The following is a 19790-nucleotide window of genomic DNA, read 5'->3' as shown; positions in this document are numbered from 1 at the left end:
CACCCGCCGCGCGCGGTCGGTGAACCTCTCGAACATCTCGTCGCTCCTCACAGAGCGGTTGGGCAAAGTCCGGGATGTCCGAACCTGTCCTTCCGCAGGTGCTGGCACTTAACAAACTAGCCCGCCCCCGAGGAGGCCACCCGGTGCACTCCCACCAGGAGACGTTCCCCAGCAAAGCGCTGTTCAGTCTCATCCAACTACCGCACGGGTGCGCTATGTTCCCGCTACGCCCCAAGCGAACGGGGGCCCTTTCCGCAGGTCATGAGCAACACCGAGCCGAGTACCGAGGGGACGCCCCGAAGGGCGGCGGGCCCTTCCGGCGGGCGCCGACCGCACGTGGATACCGCGCGCGGAGCGGTATCAACCCACCGATCTCTACGCCACAAGCGAACGGCCCGCCCCTCATGCGCGAGGAGGCGGGCCGCCCATAGGCGAGGCGTCGAGGCGTCTCAGTGCGCGGCCTCGTACTTCTCGATCACATTGGCCGGGATGCGGCCGCGCTCATTGACCTTGATGCCGTTTTCCTTGGCCCAGGCTCGGATCTCGGCGCTGCGCTCGCGGCTGGAGGCGCCGCGCTGACGCCTGCGGCGGCTCGTGGTCCCGGCCTTACGCGACTTCTCAACGAACGGCTGCAGGCAATCCCGCAGCTTCTTTGCGTTGGCGCTACTCAGGTCGATCTCGTACGAGGCGCCGTCGACCGAGAACGATACGGTCTCGTCCGCCTCGCCACCGTCGAGGTCGTCGACGAGAAGCACCTGAACCTTCTGTGCCATGGGGACAGACCTTTCAGCTGGAGCAAACTGCATTCGGTTGACAAAGATATACCGTGTTGCTCGCGGATGACAATTCAAGACGCGCGGGAACGCCGGAACTCCCCTGGAAGTTCGCCTTCCCGACCGGCAACACCGCGCAATCCCCCGTCCGGGGAATCGATCCGGTGGGGGGATACCTGGCGATACGCCACCGCCGGCGACCGGCGATCGACCCGGCGTGGCGGGCGAGGAATTGAGCCGGGCTCCCCGCTGCCGGGCCTCAGGATTTGAGTGATCCATGTCACCGGGCGGCCCGCTGACCAGGGCGGCACACCGTGCATTGGACCGGTTTCCGGGTGGCTCCGGGCTTTCCCGGACGGTCCGCCCGCCCGGAATAGCGGGCCGCCACCGGATTGCCCGGTAGGGCATCACCCATCCCCCGAGCCTTCGATTAGCCCTGGGGTAACGGGATCGACCGCCCGTGGTGCGGCGAATGGGGGCATGCCGAGGGCCCGCTCGGCAACCTGATCATCGCGTCCGCCGTAGACGTACATCGATACCGGCGGGCGCGGTGTCGGCGAAATCCGTTGCCGTCGCGGGGTTGACGGCGCGGGCAACTCTACTGCATACCGGATAACGACGGATAAGCACCGGTCTGATCCCGATCCGTCGGGGCTTGTTCGGATTGTTCCGCTTGTCGTGAGCCGTTCCCGCCGTGCGGTCAGGCCGCTCCGCGCCTCACCACGACCGTGCCGCTAAGCCGGTCGTGCAACGCCTGACGCCATGTGCCCTCATACATCAGGGCCGCGTTCCCCACCCACAAGAGACCGGCGATCAGACCGAACACGGGAACCGGCCGGGCGGCAATAGGAAGCGCGTAGACGGCCGAGCGCAGCAGCGAACGCCCCACCCCCAGAGGGGCCGACGCGATGGCTTCTCCATCGCTCTCAGGGCCCTGCGATACGGCGTGCGGCGGCGACGGGACGACGTGTATGCCCGCGACGCGCTTGCCCAGCGTCCGTCCCCACAAGACCAACTGGACCCACTCGTAGAGCAGCAGGAGCCCCGCGACGGCCGGAGGGGCGGCGATCTCCACGTCCCCGGCGGGCACGACCTCACGGAGCACCATGATCACGGGCAGCCCCACGACCAGGGTGTCGACGATCCGGGCCAGCAATCGCTGCCCGGGCTCGGCCAGCCGTAGGCCCGCCGGGCCTTCGCCGGGGATTTCCGGGAGCGGGTCGGCCTTGGGCGCCTGATCCGCTGCTGCCATCGCCCTGCCTTACTCCCCGTACCGGTACTCGGTGGTCTCGCCGTAGGCGCCCTGCCCGTACCCGCCCTCGTCGTAGCCCTCGCGCTCGTCGATGACCAGCGTTCCGGAGAAACGGTCGTGAAGGGACTGGCGCAGTGGCTGATCCCAGATCGCCCAGAGGTAGGCCATCAGGGCCCCGATCCAGACGAGCATCATTCCGTAGGCGAGGTAATCCCACACCATCACGGCGAGCGCCAGGAAGAAGAACACGCCGATCTGGTAGCCCACATGCACGATGCCGGCGCGCCAAACCGCCTGGGTCGTCGTAATGGCGTCGCCCGCGGGCCGTACCTGGACAACGCCCAGATGCATGACGCGCTTGCCGAGCGTCCGGCCCCAGAGGGAGAGCTGCACGGCCTCATAGATGAACGGCAGCACCGACAGGACGGCGAAGAGCGTGAACAGGATCGGCCAGTTCCAGATACCGCCCTCGGTCTCGGTCTTGCTTCCGGCCGAACCCAGGCCGATCGTCCCGATCACGACGGGCACGACGAGCGCGAATCCGAACGCCGACACAAGCCCGTTGTCGAGAACCCGCGCGGCGGCGCGCCGATGGATGGGCGCGAGGGGAAGGCTCGCCGCCTCGGAAACGTCGGGGGCGCCGTGGTAACCGTAGTCCTGCTGCCAGTTCTGCTGGGGAGGCGATTGCCATTGGCCTCCCGCCGGCCCCTGCTGCCACTGCGACCCCTGATAGGACGGCGGAGGGCCGTACCGGCCCTGAGGTGGCGGGCCCGGCTGAGGATAGTGCCTGCCGCGGCGGGGGGATCTACTCATCGGTCAGTCCTCCAGGCGAAGCAACATCCGGGTATTGCCCAACGTATTCGGCTTGACCCGGTCGAGGTCCAGGAACTCTGCCACGCCTTCGTCGTAGGAACGGAGGAGTTCTTCGTACACCTCGGGCGAAACCGGGGTGCCCAGGATCGGGCGGAACCCGTGACGCGCGAAGAAGTCCACTTCGAAGGTAAGACAGAACACGCGCCGCACGCCGAGTTCCCGGGCGACTTCCAGCAGCCGCGTCACGATACGGTGGCCGATGCCGCGCCCCCCGTACCCCCGGTCGACCGCCACCGAGCGGACCTCGGCCAGGTCCTCCCACATGACGTGGAGCGCGCCGCACCCGACCACCCGTCCGGGACGCCCCCCGGCGGCCTCCGCGATCTCGGCGACCCAGAACTCCTGGACGTCCTCGTACAGCTCCACCGTGTTCTTGCGCAGCATCCGGCGGCCCGAACCCGCGTACTGGCCGATGAGCCGGCTGATCTCCTGGACGTCCGCGGTACGGGCACGCCTGATCACCACATCCACAAACAGCCGACGCTATCGGACCAGGTGACGCGGCTGCGCCCCGGCGCGGACGACCAGCCGGTCAGGCGGTGCGAAGTGGCCCATAACACATCACTGCTCCCTCAACAGCCCCAACTGCATCTGAATCGCCCGGTTTCACCGAGGATTTCCGGTGTTCCGGTTGGCAGCACCCGCCCGCTCCGTTAGTCTCCTGCGCTGACATCCGGCCGCCGTCGCATGCGGCCGTACCGCCGAATCCGCGGGGCGCCGCCAGCGTTCCGGGAACCGGGGACCCACCACTTCGGCCGCTCGGGGAGGACACCGGGCCGGAGCCGGGGGGTTAATCCGCGCGACCCGCGGACGGGCCGCTCCTTGCCCGAACCCGTCAGCTAACCCGGTAGGCGGTGGAAGGAGAGGAGATTTGGTGGAGTCGTCGCGCCCTGGTCACTCGTCGCGCGGTTCTGGATCCGTCCCCCGCCGCCCGGGATCCGTTTCCCGCCGGAAGGCCGCGGCCGGGCTCCGGATCACCGTCGCGGGCGCTCTGATCGCGACCACGGCGGTGCTCCAGCCGGTCGCCGCGCACGCCGACCCGGAGCCGTCCACCAAGGACCTCAGGGCCCAGGCGTACAAGCTCGCCGACCAGCTCGAACAGCTCACCGAGCAGTACAACGGGCTGCGCGTCAAGCTCCAGCAGTCGCAGCGGGCCGCCAAGGTCGCCGCCGACAACGCCCGCCGCCAGGAGGAGGCGCTCTCCGGGCTCCGCGAGAAGGTCGGGACCCTGGCCGCCACCAGCTACATGAAGGGCGGCGCCGACCCCACCGCCCAGTTCCTCTCCGCGCGGGACCCGCAGGCCGTCCTCGACCAGGCCGCCACGCTGCACTTCTTCGCCGCCCAGGACGGCACCCGGGTCGCGGGCATGCTCCAGGCGATGCAGGCCGCCCAGCGCGCCCGCAAGGCCGCCCAGAACCGCGCCGACCAGGTCGAGAAGCTGCGCACCGACCTCAACGCGCAGCGCAAGAAGGTCACCGCCCTGTACGAGAAGGTCCGCGGGACGCTCGTCAAGCGCGACCCCACGGAACTGGCCCGGCTCCCCGTCATCGGTGACGGCAAGGCCGCGCAGGCGCTCCGGCTGGCCATGGGCAAGATCGGGCGGCCGTACGTCTGGGGCGCCTCGGGCCCGAACGCCTTCGACTGCTCCGGACTGATCATGTGGGCGTACCGGCAGGTCGGCATCAGCCTCCCGCACTACACCGGCAGCCAGTGGAACGCGGGCACGCACATCTCCCGCAGCCAGCTCCAGCCGGGCGACCTGGTGTTCTTCTACTCCGACCTGCACCACGTGGGCATGTACGTGGGCGGCGGGAAGATGCTGCACGCCCCGCAGACCGGGGACGTCGTCAAGATCTCCCCGATGGCCGGCAGGCCGTTCGCGGGCGCCGTCCGCGTCGCCTGAGATCTGCTGACACCGGTCGAACGCAGCCCGACACCACTCGGGCGATCGCCCGAGATCGGGAGCGGTGGAACGGTCTTCGCCGGCGGCCCCGGAGGAGCGGGAGGAATGCGGCGGGGGGCCTTAGCCAGGATGATCGTGGAACCACGTCCGCGGCGACGCATCGGCAGGGACCTACCTGCGAGGGGGCGGCGTCGCCGCAACGGGGGCGGACGGAGTTCGCCTACTTCTGTTGCCGGTCGTTCTGTCTTGCCGTGTTCGCTCGTCCTGCGCCCGTATCCTCCCGGCGGGCGGGGCGTGAACCCTGGCTGGGTTCGTGTCCTAGATGAGCTGCCTGCGGGCCGCCCACACAACGGCCTCGATCGGCGTGTTCACTTCGAGCCGGTCGCAGATGGTCCGCAGCCTCCGCCGCAGGGTCCGTGCGCTCAGCTCGAGCTTGCGTGCCGCCACATCGGCTGTGACACCGCTGGCGATCTGCGCGAGCAGTCGGATCTCCTCCTCGTTCAGTCGCAGATCGTCGGTGCGACGTGCGAGTGTGGCCTGTTCCACTCCGTCCTCCCTCGTCCGTGGTGATGACCGCGGGGATGCAGCCGTCCGCTACACAGGCACGGGTAGGCCTCGATTTGGTCGCGTTGGTTGCCGGGTCCGGCTCTCCGGACTGAGATCATCGATTCCCTTTGCCGAAGCGCGCGCTTGGCCGGAGGTGGCCGATGGCCCGATTGAGGGGCGCATGGGGGGAACTCCAGGTGACGATGCAGACGTTGCCCAACCGAACGCGAACGCGCCCGCGGGTGCGAAGGACGCGCCCACGACGGAGTGGGCGGCGCCCCCGCTGGGGAGGAGAGCGCCTTGCCGGGACGGGTCTCGACCGCCAGCCATCTCCACCCGCCCCTCCGTCAGATCGTCCGATTCTCCTCGTTCCGGCCGCGAACGAAGATCGTGAATCGTTTCAAGCTACGCTTCGGCTCGGAACGCTAGGCGGCCGAATCCGGCCCGTCAAGCGGCCGTTGGAGACCATGTGCACACGTATAATCACCCATCGTGACGTCTCGCTCGGGGGCCAGCGGCGGGAAGCTCGATAACCTGCGGAAACAGACCCCGGGTCGGCGAGGAGAGAGTTGGCGCAGAGCAGCATCCGCGAGGTCGCGAGGCGCGCCGGAGTTTCAGTTGGGACGGTTTCGAATGTCCTAAACCGGCCAGACCTCGTGGCCGAAGCTACCCGTGACCGTGTACGCGCGGCGATCCAGGAGCTCGGTTTCGTCCGGAACGAGTCGGCCCGCAGGCTCCGTCAGGGCCGCAGACGCTCCGACCGGCGCGCGGCGACGCCGCGCCCCCGCGCGTTCGGCATCGTGGTCGAGGACCTCACCAACCCGTACGCGACGGATGTGGCGCGCGGCGCCGAGCTGGCGCTGTACGACGCCGGCCATGACGCGCTGTGGCTCAGCAGCGACCATTCGCCCGAGAAGGAGCGGCGCAGCCTCGACATGCTGGCCGAGCACGACGCGGCCGGGGTGCTGATCACCCCGGTGGCGCTGGGCGCGGCGGGCATCGAACGGCTGCGCGCCTCGTCCGGCATGGTGGTGGTGCTGATCGACCAGTCCTCGCCGGACGTGTGCTCGGTCCAGGTCGACCATGTCGCGGGCGGCGACATCGCGGCGGCGCACCTGATGGCGCTCGGCCATGAGCGCATCGCGTTCGTCACCGGCGCTCCCGCGCCCGCGGCGTGCGCCGAGCGCGGCGAGGGCGCCGCGCGCACCCTCGCCAAGGCGGGGATCGGCGAGCTGATGACGCTGATGCAGGACGGGCTGTCGCCCACCGCGGGCCAGGCCGCCGCGCAGCGCCTGCTGGAGATGAGGCCGCGGCCGACCGGCGCGTTCTGCGCCAACGACCTGCTGGCCATCGGGCTGGTCAACGAGCTGGTCCGGCTCGGCGTGCGGGTTCCCGACGACCTGGCGGTGGTCGGCTATGACGACATCGAGCTGGCCTCCAGTTCGGCGGTGCCGCTGACCACCGTCCGGCAGCCCCGGCTCGCGGTCGGCGAGGAGGCCGCCGAGCTGGCGCTGGCCGAGTTCGCCGAGGGCGAGTCGCACCTGCACCGGCAGGTGATCCTCACGCCCGAGCTGATCGTCCGGGAGTCCGCCTAGCGCGGGCCCGCCCGGCGGCGGCCGAGGCGGCGGGGCTGTTGACAGGCCGTTCAATACCGGGATGCTTGGGGCATGACTGAGGTCATCGGGCCGGCGGAGATCCTCGGCTTCGACCCGTTCGCCCCGTCCTTCCGCGCCGACCCGTACTCCCGCTACCGCGAGCTGGACGCCGCCCGCTCGCTCGCCCGCACCCCCGCGGGGCTCTGGGTGACCACCGGGCACGAGCTGTGCGAGCAGGTCCTGCGCGATCCCGGTTTCGGCCATCGCCCCGCCGAGGGCGTCGTCTGGCGGGACGCCCCCGCGCGCCGGCGCTCGTTCCTGACCATGGACCCGCCCGACCACACGCGGCTGCGCCGCCTGGTCGGCAAGGCGTTCACCGCCCGGCTGATCGAACGGCTGCGCCCGCGCGTCGAGGAACTGGTCGCCGACCTGCTGGACGCCCTGCCGGAGGGCGTGCCCGTCGACCTGCTCGCCGCGCTGGCCTACCCGCTGCCCGTGATCATGATCAGCGAGCTGCTGGGCGTGCCGCCCGAGGACCGCGACCTGTTCAAGGGCTGGTCGGACGCCCTCGCCCGCGGCCTGGACCCCGACTTCCTGCTGCCGGCCGACGACCTGGCGAAGCGGGAGGAGGCACGCACCGAGTTCGCCGGCTACTTCGCCGAGCTGGCCGCGCGGCGCCGTGCCGAGCCGCGGGACGACCTGCTCAGCGCGCTGGTGGCGGTGTCGGACGGCGGCGAGGTGCTCTCCGAGGCCGATCTGCTCGCCACCTGCGTCCTGCTGCTGGTCGCGGGGCACGAGACCACCGTCAACCTGATCGGGAACGGGGCGCTGGCCCTGCTGCGGCACCCGGACCAGCTCGCCCGGTTCCGCGAGCGTCCGGACGAGTCGGCCGCCGCCGTCGAGGAGCTGCTGCGGTACGACCCGCCGGTGCAGCTCACGCTTCGCTCCGCGCTGGAGGACCGGGTCGTCGGCGGCACCCCCGTCCCGAAGGGCGGGATGGTGCTGCTGATCCTCGGGGCCGCCAACCGTGACCCCGCCGTGTTCCGCGACCCCGACCGGCTGGACCTCACCCGGTACGCCGGTGCCGGCACGGGACGCGCCGAGGCTCCCCGGCATCTGGCGTTCGGGCACGGGATCCACTTCTGCCTCGGCGCCCCGCTGGCCCGCCTGGAGGGGCGGATCGCGCTGAGACGCCTTTTCGAGCGCGATGTGGCCCTGGCCGACGTTCCTCTCACCTACCGCGACAATCTCGTCCTACGGGGCCTCTCCGCCCTCCCCGCGACCATCGGGGGCGGCCGCCCGGCCCTCCGGTGAGGAGGCCGGTGAGAGGGGCATGGGCGCCCGCTACTCCGCGCGGTCCGGCCTGACGAGCGGGAACAGGATCGTCTCGCGGATGTTCTTGCCGGTGAACGCCATGATCATCCGATCGATCCCGGCGCCCATCCCGCCGGTCGGCGGCATCGCGTACTCCAGGGCCCGCAGGAAGTCCTCGTCGAGCTGCATCGCCTCGGGATCGCCCCCGGCGGCCAGCAACGACTGCTCGGTCAGCCTCCGGCGCTGCTCGATCGGATCGACCAGCTCCGAGTACGCGGTGCCCAGCTCGGTGCCGAACCCGATCAGGTCCCACTTCTCGGTCAGCAGCGGCTCCTCCCGGTGCTGCCGGGTCAGCGGCGAGGTCTCCAGCGGGTAGTCCATGACGAACGTGGGCTGCACCAGCGTGTGCTCGACCAGCTCCTCGAACAGCTCCTGGACGAGCTTGCCCTGCCCCCACTTGGGGTCCCACTGGATCTCCCTGGAGTCGGCGAGCTTGCGCACGTCCTCCAGCGGGGTGTGCGGGGTGACCTCCTCGCCGAGCGCGTCCGACACGGCGCCGTACAGCGTGATCCGCGGCCACCGCGCGAGCCCGAGGTCGTACTCCTCGCCGCCGTGGACGACGACGGTGGTGCCCAGCGCGGCGACCACCGCCCGCTGGTACATCCGCTGGGTCAGGTCGGCCATGTCGTTGTAGTCGAGGTAGGTGCCGTACGCCTCGACCATCGTGAACTCCGGGTTGTGCGTGGAGTCCGCGCCCTCGTTCCGGAAGTTCCGGTTGATCTCGAAGACCTTGTCGATGCCGCCCACCACCAGCCGCTTGAGGTACAGCTCGATGGCGATCCGCAGGTACAGGTCCATGTCGTAGGCGTTGATGTGCGTCACGAACGGACGCGCCGCCGCCCCGCCGTGGATCGGCTGCAGCATCGGGGTCTCGACCTCGAGGTACCCCTCCTCGTGCCAGAAGTCGCGGACCGCCCGCACGGTGGCGCTGCGGATCCGGGCCATCTCGCGGGCCTCGTCGTTGACGATCAGGTCCACGTACCGCTGCCGGACCCGCGCCTCCGGGTCGGTCAGCCCCGCGTGCTTCTCCGGCAGCGGGCGCAGGCACTTGGACGTGATCGCGAACCGGTCGGCCAGCACCGACAGCTCGCCCCGCCGGGAGGTGATGACCTCGCCCTCGACGCCGACGTGGTCACCGATGTCGACCTCGCGCTTCCACAGGTCGAGCTGGTCCTGCCCGACGTTGGCCAGCGACAGCATCACCTGCAGCTCGCCCGTGCCGTCGCGGAGGGTGGCGAAGCACAGCTTGCCGGTGTTGCGGATGAGCATGACGCGACCGGCCACACCCACCTTGTCGCCCGTCTCGGTGCCCGGCTCAAGGTCGGGATATCTCTCCCGCACCTCGGCGAGGGTCGCCGTGCGGGGGAAGTTCACCGGGTACGGGTCGATGCCGCTCTCGCGGAGACGGTCGAGCTTCTCCCGGCGCACGCGCATCTGCTCCGGAAGGCTCTCGTACGCGGGATCGGTGGTGGAATCGGTCTCGTCACTCACGGCTCAAGGCTATCGACGTGCCGGGACGCCCCGCGAACGACTTCCCGAGGGCGCCCCGCGGGCCCGGCTCAGGACGTGTTGCGCTGGTAGATCAGGCGCAGCCCGACCAGCGTCAGCCACGGCTCGAAGGCGTCGATGCGGTGCGACTCCTCCAGCACCAGCGGCGCCAGCCCGCCCGTCGCGATCACGGTGACCTCGTCGGGATCGGCGGACAGCTCCTGCGACATCCGCCCCACGATCCCGTCCACCTGGCCGGCGAAGCCGAAGATGATCCCCGACTGCAGCGCCTCCACCGTGTTCTTGGCGATCACGCTCCGCGGCCTGACCAGCTCGATCTTGTGCAGCTGGGCGCCGCGCCGCGACAGCGCGTCGATGGAGATCTCGATGCCGGGCGCGATCGCGCCGCCCACGTACTCGCCCTTGGCGGACACCGCGTCGAAGGTGGTGGCGGTGCCGAAGTCCACCACGATCGCCGGGCCGCCGTGCAGGTGGACGGCGGCCAGCGCGTTCACGATCCGGTCCGCGCCGACCTCCTTGGGGTTGTCCATCCGGACCGGGACGCCGGTCTTCACCCCCGGCTCCACGATCACCGCGGTCACGTCGCCGTAGTAGCGGCGGCACATCTCCCGCATCTCGTGCAGGACGGACGGGACGGTGGAGCACAGCGCGATGCCGCTGATGTCGGTGTCGGCCAGCAGCGGGCTCTGCTGGACCAGGCCCTGGAGGACCACCGCGATCTCGTCGGCGGTGCGCCGCGGATCGGTGTTGATCCTCCAGTGCTCGATCACCTCCTCGCCCTCGAACAGGCCGAGGACGGTGTGGGTGTTACCGACGTCGATGGTGAGCAGCATCAGGTCCCCGCTGGTCAGCTGAAGTCAAGGCCGATGTCGAACGCGCGCGCCGAGTGCGTGAGCGCACCCACCGCAAGGTAGTCGACACCGGTCACGGCCGCGTCTCGAGCCCGGTCGAGCGTCAGCCCGCCGCTCGCCTCCAGCTCGGCGCGCCCGTCGACGCGCCGCACCGCCTCGGCCATCTCCTCGTCGCTCATGTTGTCCAGCAGCAGGGACGTGGCACCGGCCGCGATGGCCTCGTCCACCTGGTCGAGCGTGTCGCACTCGACCTGGACGTGCAGCGCCGGGTAGATCGCGCGGATCGCGTCGTACGCGCGGGTGACCGAACCGGCGGCGGCCACGTGGTTGTCCTTGACCAGCGCCGCGTCGTGCAGGCCCATCCGGTGGTTGACGCCGCCTCCGCAGCGCACCGCGTACTTCTGCAGGGCGCGCAGGCCGGGCAGCGTCTTGCGGGTGTCGCGGATCCTGGCCTTGGTGCCCGCGACGGCGTCCACCCAGCGCCGCGTCTCGGTCGCGATCCCGGACAGGTGGGTGAGCAGGTTGAGGGCCGTCCGCTCGGCGCGCAGCACGGACCGGGTGGGCCCGTTCACCGACAGCAGCACCTGGCCAGCCGTCACCCGGTCGCCGTCGGCCGCCTTGGCGACGTACCCGACGCCCAGCAGGTCGAACACCACCGCGGCCACCGGGATCCCGGCGACCACGCCGTCCTGGCGCGCGGTGAGGTCGCCGCTCGCGGTGTCGTCCGGAGCGAAGATCGGCTCGCTGGTCACATCGGCCTCGCCGTCCTCCGCCAGCGCCGCGCGGACCAGGTTCTCCACAGCCTGTGGATCGAGTCCCGCCGCCCGCAGCCCGGCCTCCAGTTCGTCCCTCATGAGCTCCCCTTCGTGGTGGTCAGTTCCCCCTCCGGCGTCACCGTGGTGATCAGGTGGGTCGACCAGGTGGTGTCATCGCGGTCGGGATGATCTTCGCGCCAGTGGCTTCCCCGTGTCTCCTCGCGGCGGCGCGCGGCGGTCACGATCGCGGTGGCGACCGCGTGCAGGTTGGTGGCCTCCCACGACCCGACGCCCGGCGCGCCCTCGCGGGCGGTCAGGGCGTGGAGCTCCCGTTCGGCGGCGGCGAGTCCCTCGGCGTCGCGCAGGACGCCCGCGCGCGCGGTCATGATCCGCTGGATTTCGGCACGGGTGTCCGGGGAGAGCAGTCCGTGGCCCGGGACGGGCTCCGCGGGCTCCCCGGGCGTGGCCAGGTCGTCCGGCAGGGCCCTGGCGATGCGTTCGGCGAAGACCAGGCCCTCCAGCAGCGAGTTGGACGCGAGCCGGTTGGCCCCGTGGACGCCGGTGCAGGCGACCTCGCCGCACGCGTACAGGCCCGGGACGGACGTGCGCCCGTACAGGTCGGTCCGGACGCCTCCGCTCGCGTAATGAGCGGCCGGGACCACCGGGATCGGCTCCTTCACGGGATCGATCCCGTGATGGCGGCACGCGGCCAGGATGGTCGGGAAGCGCCGCTCCCAGGTGAGCGCGCCGAGGTGCCGCCCGTCCAGGAGCATGTGCGAGGCCCCCGTCTCCCGCATCCTGGTCATGATCCCCTTGGTGACCACGTCGCGCGGCGCCAGCTCGGCCAGCTCGTGCCTGCCCAGCATGAACCGTTCCCCGGCGTGATCGATGAGATGGGCGCCCTCGCCCCGCACCGCCTCGGAGATCAGCGGCTGCCGTCCCCGCGCCCCCTCGCCGAGCCACAGCACGGTCGGGTGGAACTGGACGAACTCCAGGTCGGTCACCGCGGCACCGGCACGCAGCGCCAGGGCCACGCCGTCACCGGTCGACACCTCGGGATTGGTCGTGGCCGAGAACACCTGCCCAAGGCCGCCCGTGGCCAGCACCACCGCTCGCGCGCGCACCGCGCCGACGCCGTGCGGCTGGCCCTCGCCCATCACGTGCAGGGTGACCCCGGCGGCGCGGCCGTCCCCGTCCTTGAGCAGGTCGAGGACGACCGCGTGCTCGATCACCTCGACGCGCGCCTCCTTGAGCGCGGCCAGCAGGGCGCGGCTGATCTCGGCGCCGGTGGCGTCGCCGCCCGCGTGCGCGATCCGCCGCCGGTGATGGCCGCCCTCGCGGGCCAGCGCGATGCCGCCGTCGTCCTCCCGGTCGAACTCGGTGCCCAGCTCGATCAGCCGCCGCACCGCGTCCGGGCCCTCGGTGACCAGGACGCGGACGGCGGCCTCGTCGCACAGCCCGACCCCGGCCGTCAGGGTGTCGGCCAGATGGTCGTCCGGGCTGTCGTCCGGGGCGAGGGCGGCGGCGATCCCGCCCTGCGCCCAGCGCGTGGACCCCTCGTCCAGCAGCGCCTTGGTGACCAGCAGCACCCGCCCGTGCGGGCGGCACCGCAGCGCCGCCACCAGACCGGCGATGCCGGAGCCGATCACGACGATGTCGGCGGGCCGCGTCCAGCCGGGTTCGGGGGCGGTCAAACGACGAGGGATCATGACGCACCGTCCAGGGCTCGATTTTCGTCATTGTGACATTAACCCCTGGGGCGGCCCGTCGGCGGGGTGCCGTCAGGTGACCGCCCGATCGCCGCGCACCTGGTCCGAGCCCGGGACCGGCTCGGCGGGGTCGTCGCCGAGCGCGATGATCGAGTTGGTCCGGTCGACATGGACGACCTTCGGCACGAACGCGCGGGCCTCCGCGTCGCTCATCGCCGCGTAGCTGATGATGATCACCAGGTCGCCGGGCTGGACGAGCCGGGCCGCGGCGCCGTTGATCCCGATCACGCCGGAGCCGCGCTCCCCCTCGATCAGGTACGTCTCCAGCCGGGCGCCGTTGTCGATGTCGACCACCTGCACCTGCTCGCCGGGCAGCAGGTCCGCGGCGTCCATCAGGTCCCGGTCGACCGTCAGCGACCCCACGTAGTGCAGGTCGGCCTGGGTGACGGTGGCACGGTGGATCTTCGACTTGAACATCGTCCGGAACATCGGACCCTCCTCAGGCGGCCGAAGGGCCGAAGCGCAGCGGCACGTTGTCGATCAGATGGGTGGTGCCGACCCGTCCCGCGACGGCGAGCACCGCCGGCCCCGAGTAGGAGCCGCCGACCTCGGTGAACGTGGCGGGATCCACCAGCACCAGATAGTCCGGGCGCAGCGGCGGATCGGCGGTCACCGCCTCGTCCAGGACGGCCCTGGCGGCGCGTACCACCGCGTCCGGCCCGGCCTCGGCGGCCTCCTCGCCCGCCCGCAGCGCCCGCGACAGCGCCAGCGCCGTCTTCCGCTCCTCGGGCGACAGATAGCGGTTGCGGCTGGAGAGCGCCAGGCCGTCCGGCTCCCGTACCGTCGGGACGCCCTCCACCCGCACCGGCACGTCCAGATCCGCGACCATCCGGCGGATCATGGCGAGCTGCTGGGCGTCCTTCTGCCCGAAGAACGCCACATCGGGGCGGACGAGCTGGAACAGCTTCATCACCACGGTCAGCATCCCGTCGAAGTGCCCCGGCCGCGCCGCGCCCTCGACCACCTCGCCCATCGGCCCCGACCTGATCGTCACCTGCGGCTCGTGCGGGTACATCACCTCGCGGGACGGCGCGAACACCAGATCCACGCCTTCCGCGGTGCACGCCGCCAGGTCGTCGTCGAACGTGCGCGGGTAGCGGTCGAAGTCCTCGTCCGGGCCGAACTGCAGCGGATTCACGAAGATGCTCACCACCACCGTGTCGCCCTTCTCCCGCGCATGCCGCATCAACGACCGGTGGCCCTCGTGCAAGGCGCCCATGGTCGGCACCAGTGCCAGAGTGCCCTTGACCTCCGAACGCGCGGCGGCCAGTTCCGCCCGCGTCCGCACGACGACCGGCGCCTCGCCGGTCCCCCTGGACGACACCGTGTCCACTGAACCTCCTCGATCGATCCGGCCTCTCCACGAGTGCCGGTCACACTTCGGGTCCCCGGATCAGTCCGCCAGGGCCTCCAGCAGCCGCTCGGCGTCCTCGGGCCTGAGCACGCCGGCCGCCAGGGCCCGGTCCGCGGTCAGCCGGGCCAGGGCGACGTACGCGGCCCGGCTCTCCGGCGACACCTGCGCCAGCTCGGCGACATGATCCGCGACGGTGCCCGCGTCGCCGCGCGCGACGGGGCCGGTGAGCCCGTCGATGCCGAGCCGCAGCGCGTTGTCCAGCGCCGCGCCCAGCAGCGGGCCGAGCATCCGGCCGGGCTCGGCGACACCCGCCCGGGTCAGCAGGTCCATCGCCTCCACCACCAGCGTGACCAGGTGGTTGGAGCCGGTGGCGAGTGCCGCGTGGTAGAGCGGGCGGCGGTCCTCCGCGATCCAGGCCGGCTCGCCTCCCATCTCCAGCACCAGCGCCTCGGCGACCGGCCGCAGCGGATCGGGCGCGGTCACCCCGAACGCGATGCCGGTCAGCCGGTTCACGTCGTCGGGACGGCCGGTGAACGTCATCACCGGATGCAGGGCCAGCGGCAGCCCGCCCGCCCTCGTGATCGGTTCCAGGACCCCGACGCCGTACCGGCCGCTGGTGTGCGCGACGAGCTTCCCCTCCACCGGCACCCCGGTGGCCACCAGGCCCGCGGCCAGATCCGCCAGCGCGTCATCGGGCACGGTCAGCAACACCAGATCGGCGGCCCGGACGACCTCCTGCGGCGTGCCCAGGACCGCGCCCGGCAGCCGCGCCTCGGCCTGCCGCAGCGACCGGTCGGAGACCGCGGCGGCGGCCACCACCCGATGACCCGCGCGATTGAGCGCGACCCCCAGCGCCGTGCCGACACGTCCCGCGCCGACGATCCCGACCGCCAGCCGCGCGGGACGATCCTCGGGACGGCCCCCGTTCCCGGGCGTGCCGGACGGCGGCGTGGGCTCTCGATCCATTGACCTCGTTCCAGTCCTCAGCCAGGTACCGGACGGTGCTAGCTTATGCAAGCGCAAGCCGCGCTGTGCTCATGGGCGATGCCTACGGCGTCGGGCGTCGGCCGCCCTCCTTCTCCGGCACCGCTTCGCGATCAGGGTCTCGCTTCGCTCGCCCCTGCCCTCCGGTCGCGATCGCGACGCTTGGGCGCCGTTCGTGGTTGAGCGGGCGGGTTGAGGTTGTTGCTGACCATCCGGCAAGGGTCCGGCTACCGGACGTTACAGAACCCTTGGCGGCGGCGCCATATTTCTCGGTGGCTTGCCACGAAGTCTTGCCCTTTCCTACCTGCGAAAGATAACTCTGAGTAGCGTCGGTCACGCGGAGTGAGGACCCCCTCGCTCCGCCAACGGCTCAGCCCCACCGCCCACCCGTACGGGCGGTGGGGCTGAGTTCGTCCCGCCTAGTCGTAGGACAGGGACCGCACGATCGAGGCTCGGGCGGCCCGGCGGGCCGGGAGGACCGCGGCCAGCACGCCCGCCACTCCCGCCAGCGCCGTGAAGCCGGCGATCTGCGAAAAGGGGAGGGCGAAGACCGCGGACTCGGCCATGGCCCGGGTCGCGGCCCATCCGAACGCCACGCCCAGCACCACTCCGGTCAGCGCCCCGATCACGGCCATGACCACCGCCTCCACGGACAGCATCCGGCGTAGCTGGCGCCGGGTCAGGCCCAGCGCCCTCAGGAGCGCCGACTCGCGGGTGCGCTCCACGACCGACAGCGTCAGCGTGTTGGCGATGCCGAACAGCGCGATCACGATCGCCAGCCCCAGCAGGGCACCGAAGATCATCAGGATGGTGTCGATGGCGCCGGTGAACGCCTCCCTGAGCTCCGCCTGCGAGATGACCCTGGCGGTCGGGTACGGGCGGGACGCCTCCTCCACGGCGATCCGGGCGCGGTCGGCGGGTATGGACGCGTCCGCCTTGACGAAGATCCGGGACGGGTCCCCGACCTCGAAGGTCCGGTCGAAGTCGGCGCCGGTCAGGACCACGCCGTTGAACGGCGTGTCGGAGCCGTAGATCCCGGCCACCGTGAGCCGGGCGCCCGGACCCCTGCTCGGAGTGATCGTCACGGTACCGCCGGTGCGCAGCCCGCGCGCCTTGGCGGTGCCGGCGTCCACCAGGGCGGTGCCGGGACGCAGGTCGCGCAGGGAGCCGCTCTCGAACTCCGGCTTGATCACTCCGCCGAGCGCTCCGTCGGTGAACGTGATGACCCGGCCCTCCCTCTCGCCGACGCGGGCGTTGATCCCCCGCTGCTCGATCACCGCCGAGAACTCGGGACGGGTGCGGAGCGCCTCGGCCAGGGCGTGCGGCATCCGGCTCCCGGTGGAGAGCTGGGGCTGGAGCTGGAAGTCCACCGGGAACTGCTCGGCCAGCCGCTGGTCGGCCTGCGCCTTGCCGCTGGCCGCGATCACCGCGAACAGGGACATCAGCCCGACGCCGATGGTGAGGGCGATGGTGGTGGTCGCGGTGCGCTTCGGTGTGCGGCGGGCGTTCTCCACGGCCAGCCGGCCCGGCACGCCGGTCGCCCACGCGGGCGGCGCGCCGACCAGCCGGCCCAGGGGACGGATCAGTGCCGGCATCAGCGCGACCACGGCGATGAAGACCAGGCCGCCGGAGAGCGCGACCACGTACATCGCGGAGGAGCCCTTGTCCATGCTCAGCGCGCCGTACAGGGCTCCCGCCGCGCCGATCCCGCCCAGCGGCACGGCCACGGCCAGCCGCGGCCAACCGAGCCGGAACCTGGCGCTGCCCGGCTCCGGCTCGGAGCGCAGCGCCGCGACCGGCGCGACCCGCGTGGCGGCGCGCGCCGGGAGAAGCGCCGACAGGACGGTGACGATCACGCCCACCGCCGGCCCCACCACCACGGCGAGGGGCGTCAGCGCGACCTCGCCCACGGAAATGCCGGGGCCGATCGACTCGGAGGCGTTCAGCAGGAGCAGCGTTCCCGCGCCCAGGCCGAGGCCCGCCGCCAGGCCGAGCAGGGAGCCGACCAGGCCCACGACGAACGCTTCGAGGACCACGCCGCCGAAGATCTGGCGGCGGGTGGCGCCGACACAGCGCAGCAGCGCCATCTCCCGCGTCCGCTGCGCGACGAGGATGGCGAAGGTGTTGTAGATGACCACGGCCGACACCAGCATCGCGACCAGCGCGAACAGCAGCAGGCCCGCGCGGATGACCGTGGTGTCGGCGCCCGCCGTCTGCGCCAGCCGGTCGGCCAGCGCCGAGCCGGAGAGGACCTCGCCCGCCGGTCCCACGACCCGCTTGACCGCGGCCGGGGTCGCGCCCATCACGTCGATCTCGTCGTACGTGGTCTCACCCGTCATCCGGGCGGCCGTGGCGGGATCGAAGCCGACCACGCCGCGGTTGCTCGCGTCGGCGTCCAGCCCCAGGTCGACGAGGCCGACGAGGGCGAACCGGCGCGGACGCTCACCGGGGTCCAGCACGGTGATCGTGTCGCCGACGGCGAACCCCTCGCGCTTGGCGAGACCGGTGTCGATGACGGCCTCGCCAGGCCCGGACGGCACGCGGCCCCGGTCCAGCTCCTGGCGTTGCAACCGGCCGCCCAGGACCGACACCCCGAGGGTCGGGACGTCGCCCACGACCTTGCCGTCCCGGCCGACCAGCGGGGCGTTCCCGCGCACGATGCCCTGGGCGTCGGTCACGCCCGGCACGGCGCGGACCCTCGCGAGCAGGCTCGCGGGCAGTCCCTCGGCGTCCTCGCCCCCCTCGGCGATCCCGCCGGGAGGGAGCACCGCGGCGTCCACCTTGCCCGCCGACTGGGCGAAGTCCCGCTGGATGCCCCGGTCGAGCGTGTCGGTCAGGACGAAGGTGCCCGCGATGAACCCCACGCCGAGGGTGATGGCCGCCGCCGTCAGCAGCAGCCGCAGCTTGTGAGCCCGCAGGCCCGCCAGTGTGGTGCGCAGCATCGCTCAGCCGCCCAGGTGCTTGAGGCGGTCGAGGACGGTCGCCGCGGTGGGCTCGGTCAGCTCGCCGACGACCAGGCCGTCCCGCAGGAACACCACCCGGTCCGCGTAGGAGGCGGCGACCGGGTCGTGCGTCACCATCACGATGGTCTGCCCCATCTCCCGGACGGACGTGCGCAGGAAGCCCAGCACCTCGGCGCCGGAGGAGGAGTCCAGATTGCCGGTCGGCTCGTCCGCGAAGATCACGTCGGGGCGGGAGACCAGCGCCCGCGCGCACGCGACCCGCTGCTGCTGGCCGCCCGACAGCTCGCTGGGCCTGTGGTGCAGCCGGTCCCGCAACCCGACCACGTCCACGACCTGGTCGAACCACGCACGCTCCGGCCGGCGCCCGGCCATCCTCAGCGGCAGCAGGATGTTCTCCTCGGCGGTCAGCGTGGGCAGCAGGTTGAACGCCTGGAACACGAACCCGACGCGCTCGCGGCGCAACAGGGTGAGCCGCCGGTCGCCCAGCCGGGTGAGGTCGGCGTCGCCCAGCAGCACCCGGCCGCCGCTGACGGTGTCGAGCCCGGCCAGGCAGTGCATCAGCGTGGACTTCCCGGACCCGGACGGCCCCATGATCGCGGTGAAGGCGCCGCCGGCGAAGCCGACGGTCACCCCGCGCAGGGCGTGGACGGCCGCGTCGCCCGTCCCGTACACCTTGGCGACGTCGATGGCCGACACCGCCGCGGAGGCCGCCCCGGCGCTCGGCGCCTCCCCGGGCGGGCCGGTGAACGTACTGGTCATGGTGGTTGGCTCCTCGGTGCGAGCCCCCGGCGGGCGGGGGCCTGACGACCGCTCCCACGCTAGGAACCGCGGCCCGCCGTGCCATCGCCCCCGCGGCTGCGATCGGCGTCGCCGCCAAGACGGACGGCGGCCCCCGTGTACGACTTGAGTCGTACGACGCCGTCCGCTCGCAGGCTGATCACGCGAGGGCCCGCCGGAAACGGCGAGGCGCCGGAGACCCCCCGTGCGAGTCTCCGGCGCCCCGGTCAGGGTCGAGGGGCCGACCGAATCAGCGGTAGTGCCCCTTGACCTCGTCGCCGCAGGTGCCCACCGCGCCGGAGAGCACCGTGACGGCGTTGATCGCGTTACCGCAGACGGTGGTCACCACCGTGACCGGCGCGATCACCTGGTTGCCGGACAGGACGTTGACGCCGTTGTTGCCGGTCCCGGCGTTGGCGGGCGCCGCGGCGGCCATGGCCGCGCCGGTGACGGCGAAGGCGAGAACGCCTGTGGCAGTGAGCTTCTTGAGCACGTGCAACCCTCCCGTACGT

The 19790-nt window shown here is 71.8% G+C and carries 16 protein-coding genes, 1 pseudogene and 1 riboswitch; of the genes and pseudogenes, 3 read left to right on the top strand and 14 right to left on the bottom strand.

The window, feature by feature from the left end; genetic code table 11:
* Nucleotides 1–449: 449 nt before the first annotated feature.
* The 4 genes from ACGWYJ_RS19710 to ACGWYJ_RS19695 all read right to left on the bottom strand — a co-directional run bounded on the left by ACGWYJ_RS19710 (nucleotide 450) and on the right by ACGWYJ_RS19695 (nucleotide 3369).
* Nucleotides 450–773 carry an Lsr2 family protein gene (locus tag ACGWYJ_RS19710; RefSeq protein ID WP_285697502.1) on the bottom strand — a complete coding sequence of 108 codons (324 nt, stop codon included), beginning with the start codon at nucleotides 771–773 and terminating at the stop codon, nucleotides 450–452.
* Nucleotides 774–1473: 700 nt separating this feature from the next.
* On the bottom strand, nucleotides 1474–2025 hold the full coding sequence (locus tag ACGWYJ_RS19705; protein WP_395107544.1) for an RDD family protein: 552 nt from the start codon (nucleotides 2023–2025) through the stop codon (nucleotides 1474–1476).
* A 9-nt stretch (nucleotides 2026–2034) separates the two neighbouring features.
* Nucleotides 2035–2838 carry an RDD family protein gene (locus ACGWYJ_RS19700; protein WP_395107542.1) on the bottom strand — a complete coding sequence of 268 codons (804 nt, stop codon included), beginning with the start codon at nucleotides 2836–2838 and terminating at the stop codon, nucleotides 2035–2037.
* A 3-nt stretch (nucleotides 2839–2841) separates the two neighbouring features.
* Nucleotides 2842–3369 (bottom strand): amino-acid N-acetyltransferase, encoded by a 528-nt coding sequence (locus tag ACGWYJ_RS19695; protein WP_395107541.1) that lies wholly within the window; start codon nucleotides 3367–3369, stop codon nucleotides 2842–2844.
* Nucleotides 3370–3587: 218 nt separating this feature from the next.
* Nucleotides 3588–3769, top strand: a riboswitch (cyclic di-AMP (ydaO/yuaA leader).
* A 3-nt stretch (nucleotides 3770–3772) separates the two neighbouring features.
* Here ACGWYJ_RS19695 and ACGWYJ_RS19690 point away from each other — a divergent pair.
* Nucleotides 3773–4801: an NlpC/P60 family protein gene (locus ACGWYJ_RS19690; protein ID WP_395107539.1), complete on the top strand. Its 1029-nt coding sequence runs from the start codon at nucleotides 3773–3775 to the stop codon at nucleotides 4799–4801.
* A gap of 318 nt (nucleotides 4802–5119) precedes the next feature.
* On the opposite strand, the gene ACGWYJ_RS19685 is transcribed toward ACGWYJ_RS19690, so the two are convergent.
* A complete protein-coding gene (locus ACGWYJ_RS19685) occupies nucleotides 5120–5347 on the bottom strand; it encodes a LuxR family transcriptional regulator (RefSeq protein WP_285697494.1) in 228 nt (75 codons plus the stop codon).
* 569 nt (nucleotides 5348–5916) lie between these two features.
* On the opposite strand from ACGWYJ_RS19685, the gene ACGWYJ_RS19680 reads away from it, so the two are divergent.
* Both ACGWYJ_RS19680 and ACGWYJ_RS19675 read left to right on the top strand, forming a co-directional pair.
* Nucleotides 5917–6942 carry a LacI family DNA-binding transcriptional regulator gene (locus tag ACGWYJ_RS19680; RefSeq protein ID WP_395107536.1) on the top strand — a complete coding sequence of 342 codons (1026 nt, stop codon included), beginning with the start codon at nucleotides 5917–5919 and terminating at the stop codon, nucleotides 6940–6942.
* A 72-nt stretch (nucleotides 6943–7014) separates the two neighbouring features.
* A complete protein-coding gene (locus tag ACGWYJ_RS19675) occupies nucleotides 7015–8256 on the top strand; it encodes a cytochrome P450 (protein WP_395107534.1) in 1242 nt (413 codons plus the stop codon).
* Between the two features lie 30 nt (nucleotides 8257–8286).
* Here the strand turns inward: ACGWYJ_RS19675 and lysX are convergent, their stop codons facing one another.
* The 9 genes and pseudogenes from lysX to ACGWYJ_RS19630 form a co-directional block, all read right to left on the bottom strand.
* Nucleotides 8287–9807, bottom strand: coding sequence for a bifunctional lysylphosphatidylglycerol synthetase/lysine--tRNA ligase LysX (gene lysX / locus ACGWYJ_RS19670; RefSeq protein WP_395107533.1), 1521 nt, complete (start codon nucleotides 9805–9807; stop codon nucleotides 8287–8289).
* A 68-nt stretch (nucleotides 9808–9875) separates the two neighbouring features.
* Nucleotides 9876–10658, bottom strand: a complete 783-nt coding sequence (locus ACGWYJ_RS19665) for a type III pantothenate kinase (protein ID WP_395107532.1) — start codon at nucleotides 10656–10658, stop codon at nucleotides 9876–9878.
* 14 nt (nucleotides 10659–10672) lie between these two features.
* Nucleotides 10673–13140: pseudogene (locus ACGWYJ_RS19660) on the bottom strand (L-aspartate oxidase).
* A 72-nt stretch (nucleotides 13141–13212) separates the two neighbouring features.
* The gene (gene panD / locus ACGWYJ_RS19655; protein WP_395107531.1) at nucleotides 13213–13629 is read right to left on the bottom strand and encodes an aspartate 1-decarboxylase; all 417 of its coding nucleotides are present in this window, start codon (nucleotides 13627–13629) and stop codon (nucleotides 13213–13215) included.
* Between the two features lie 10 nt (nucleotides 13630–13639).
* The gene (gene panC / locus ACGWYJ_RS19650) at nucleotides 13640–14533 is read right to left on the bottom strand and encodes a pantoate--beta-alanine ligase (RefSeq protein ID WP_395107530.1); all 894 of its coding nucleotides are present in this window, start codon (nucleotides 14531–14533) and stop codon (nucleotides 13640–13642) included.
* A gap of 60 nt (nucleotides 14534–14593) precedes the next feature.
* On the bottom strand, nucleotides 14594–15520 hold the full coding sequence (locus ACGWYJ_RS19645) for a Rossmann-like and DUF2520 domain-containing protein (RefSeq protein ID WP_395107528.1): 927 nt from the start codon (nucleotides 15518–15520) through the stop codon (nucleotides 14594–14596).
* A gap of 437 nt (nucleotides 15521–15957) precedes the next feature.
* Nucleotides 15958–18480 (bottom strand): ABC transporter permease, encoded by a 2523-nt coding sequence (locus ACGWYJ_RS19640; RefSeq protein ID WP_395107526.1) that lies wholly within the window; start codon nucleotides 18478–18480, stop codon nucleotides 15958–15960.
* A 3-nt stretch (nucleotides 18481–18483) separates the two neighbouring features.
* Nucleotides 18484–19260 carry an ABC transporter ATP-binding protein gene (locus tag ACGWYJ_RS19635; protein ID WP_395107525.1) on the bottom strand — a complete coding sequence of 259 codons (777 nt, stop codon included), beginning with the start codon at nucleotides 19258–19260 and terminating at the stop codon, nucleotides 18484–18486.
* Between the two features lie 268 nt (nucleotides 19261–19528).
* Nucleotides 19529–19771 carry a chaplin family protein gene (locus ACGWYJ_RS19630; protein WP_395107524.1) on the bottom strand — a complete coding sequence of 81 codons (243 nt, stop codon included), beginning with the start codon at nucleotides 19769–19771 and terminating at the stop codon, nucleotides 19529–19531.
* Between the last annotated feature and the right edge of the window lie 19 nt (nucleotides 19772–19790).

The organism is Actinomadura sp. SCN-SB (assembly GCF_043906805.1).
Taxonomy (GTDB): Bacteria; Actinomycetota; Actinomycetes; order Streptosporangiales; family Streptosporangiaceae; genus Spirillospora.
Note: the sequence above shows the minus strand (reverse complement) of the source record. Positions and strands in the feature narration are given on the sequence as shown.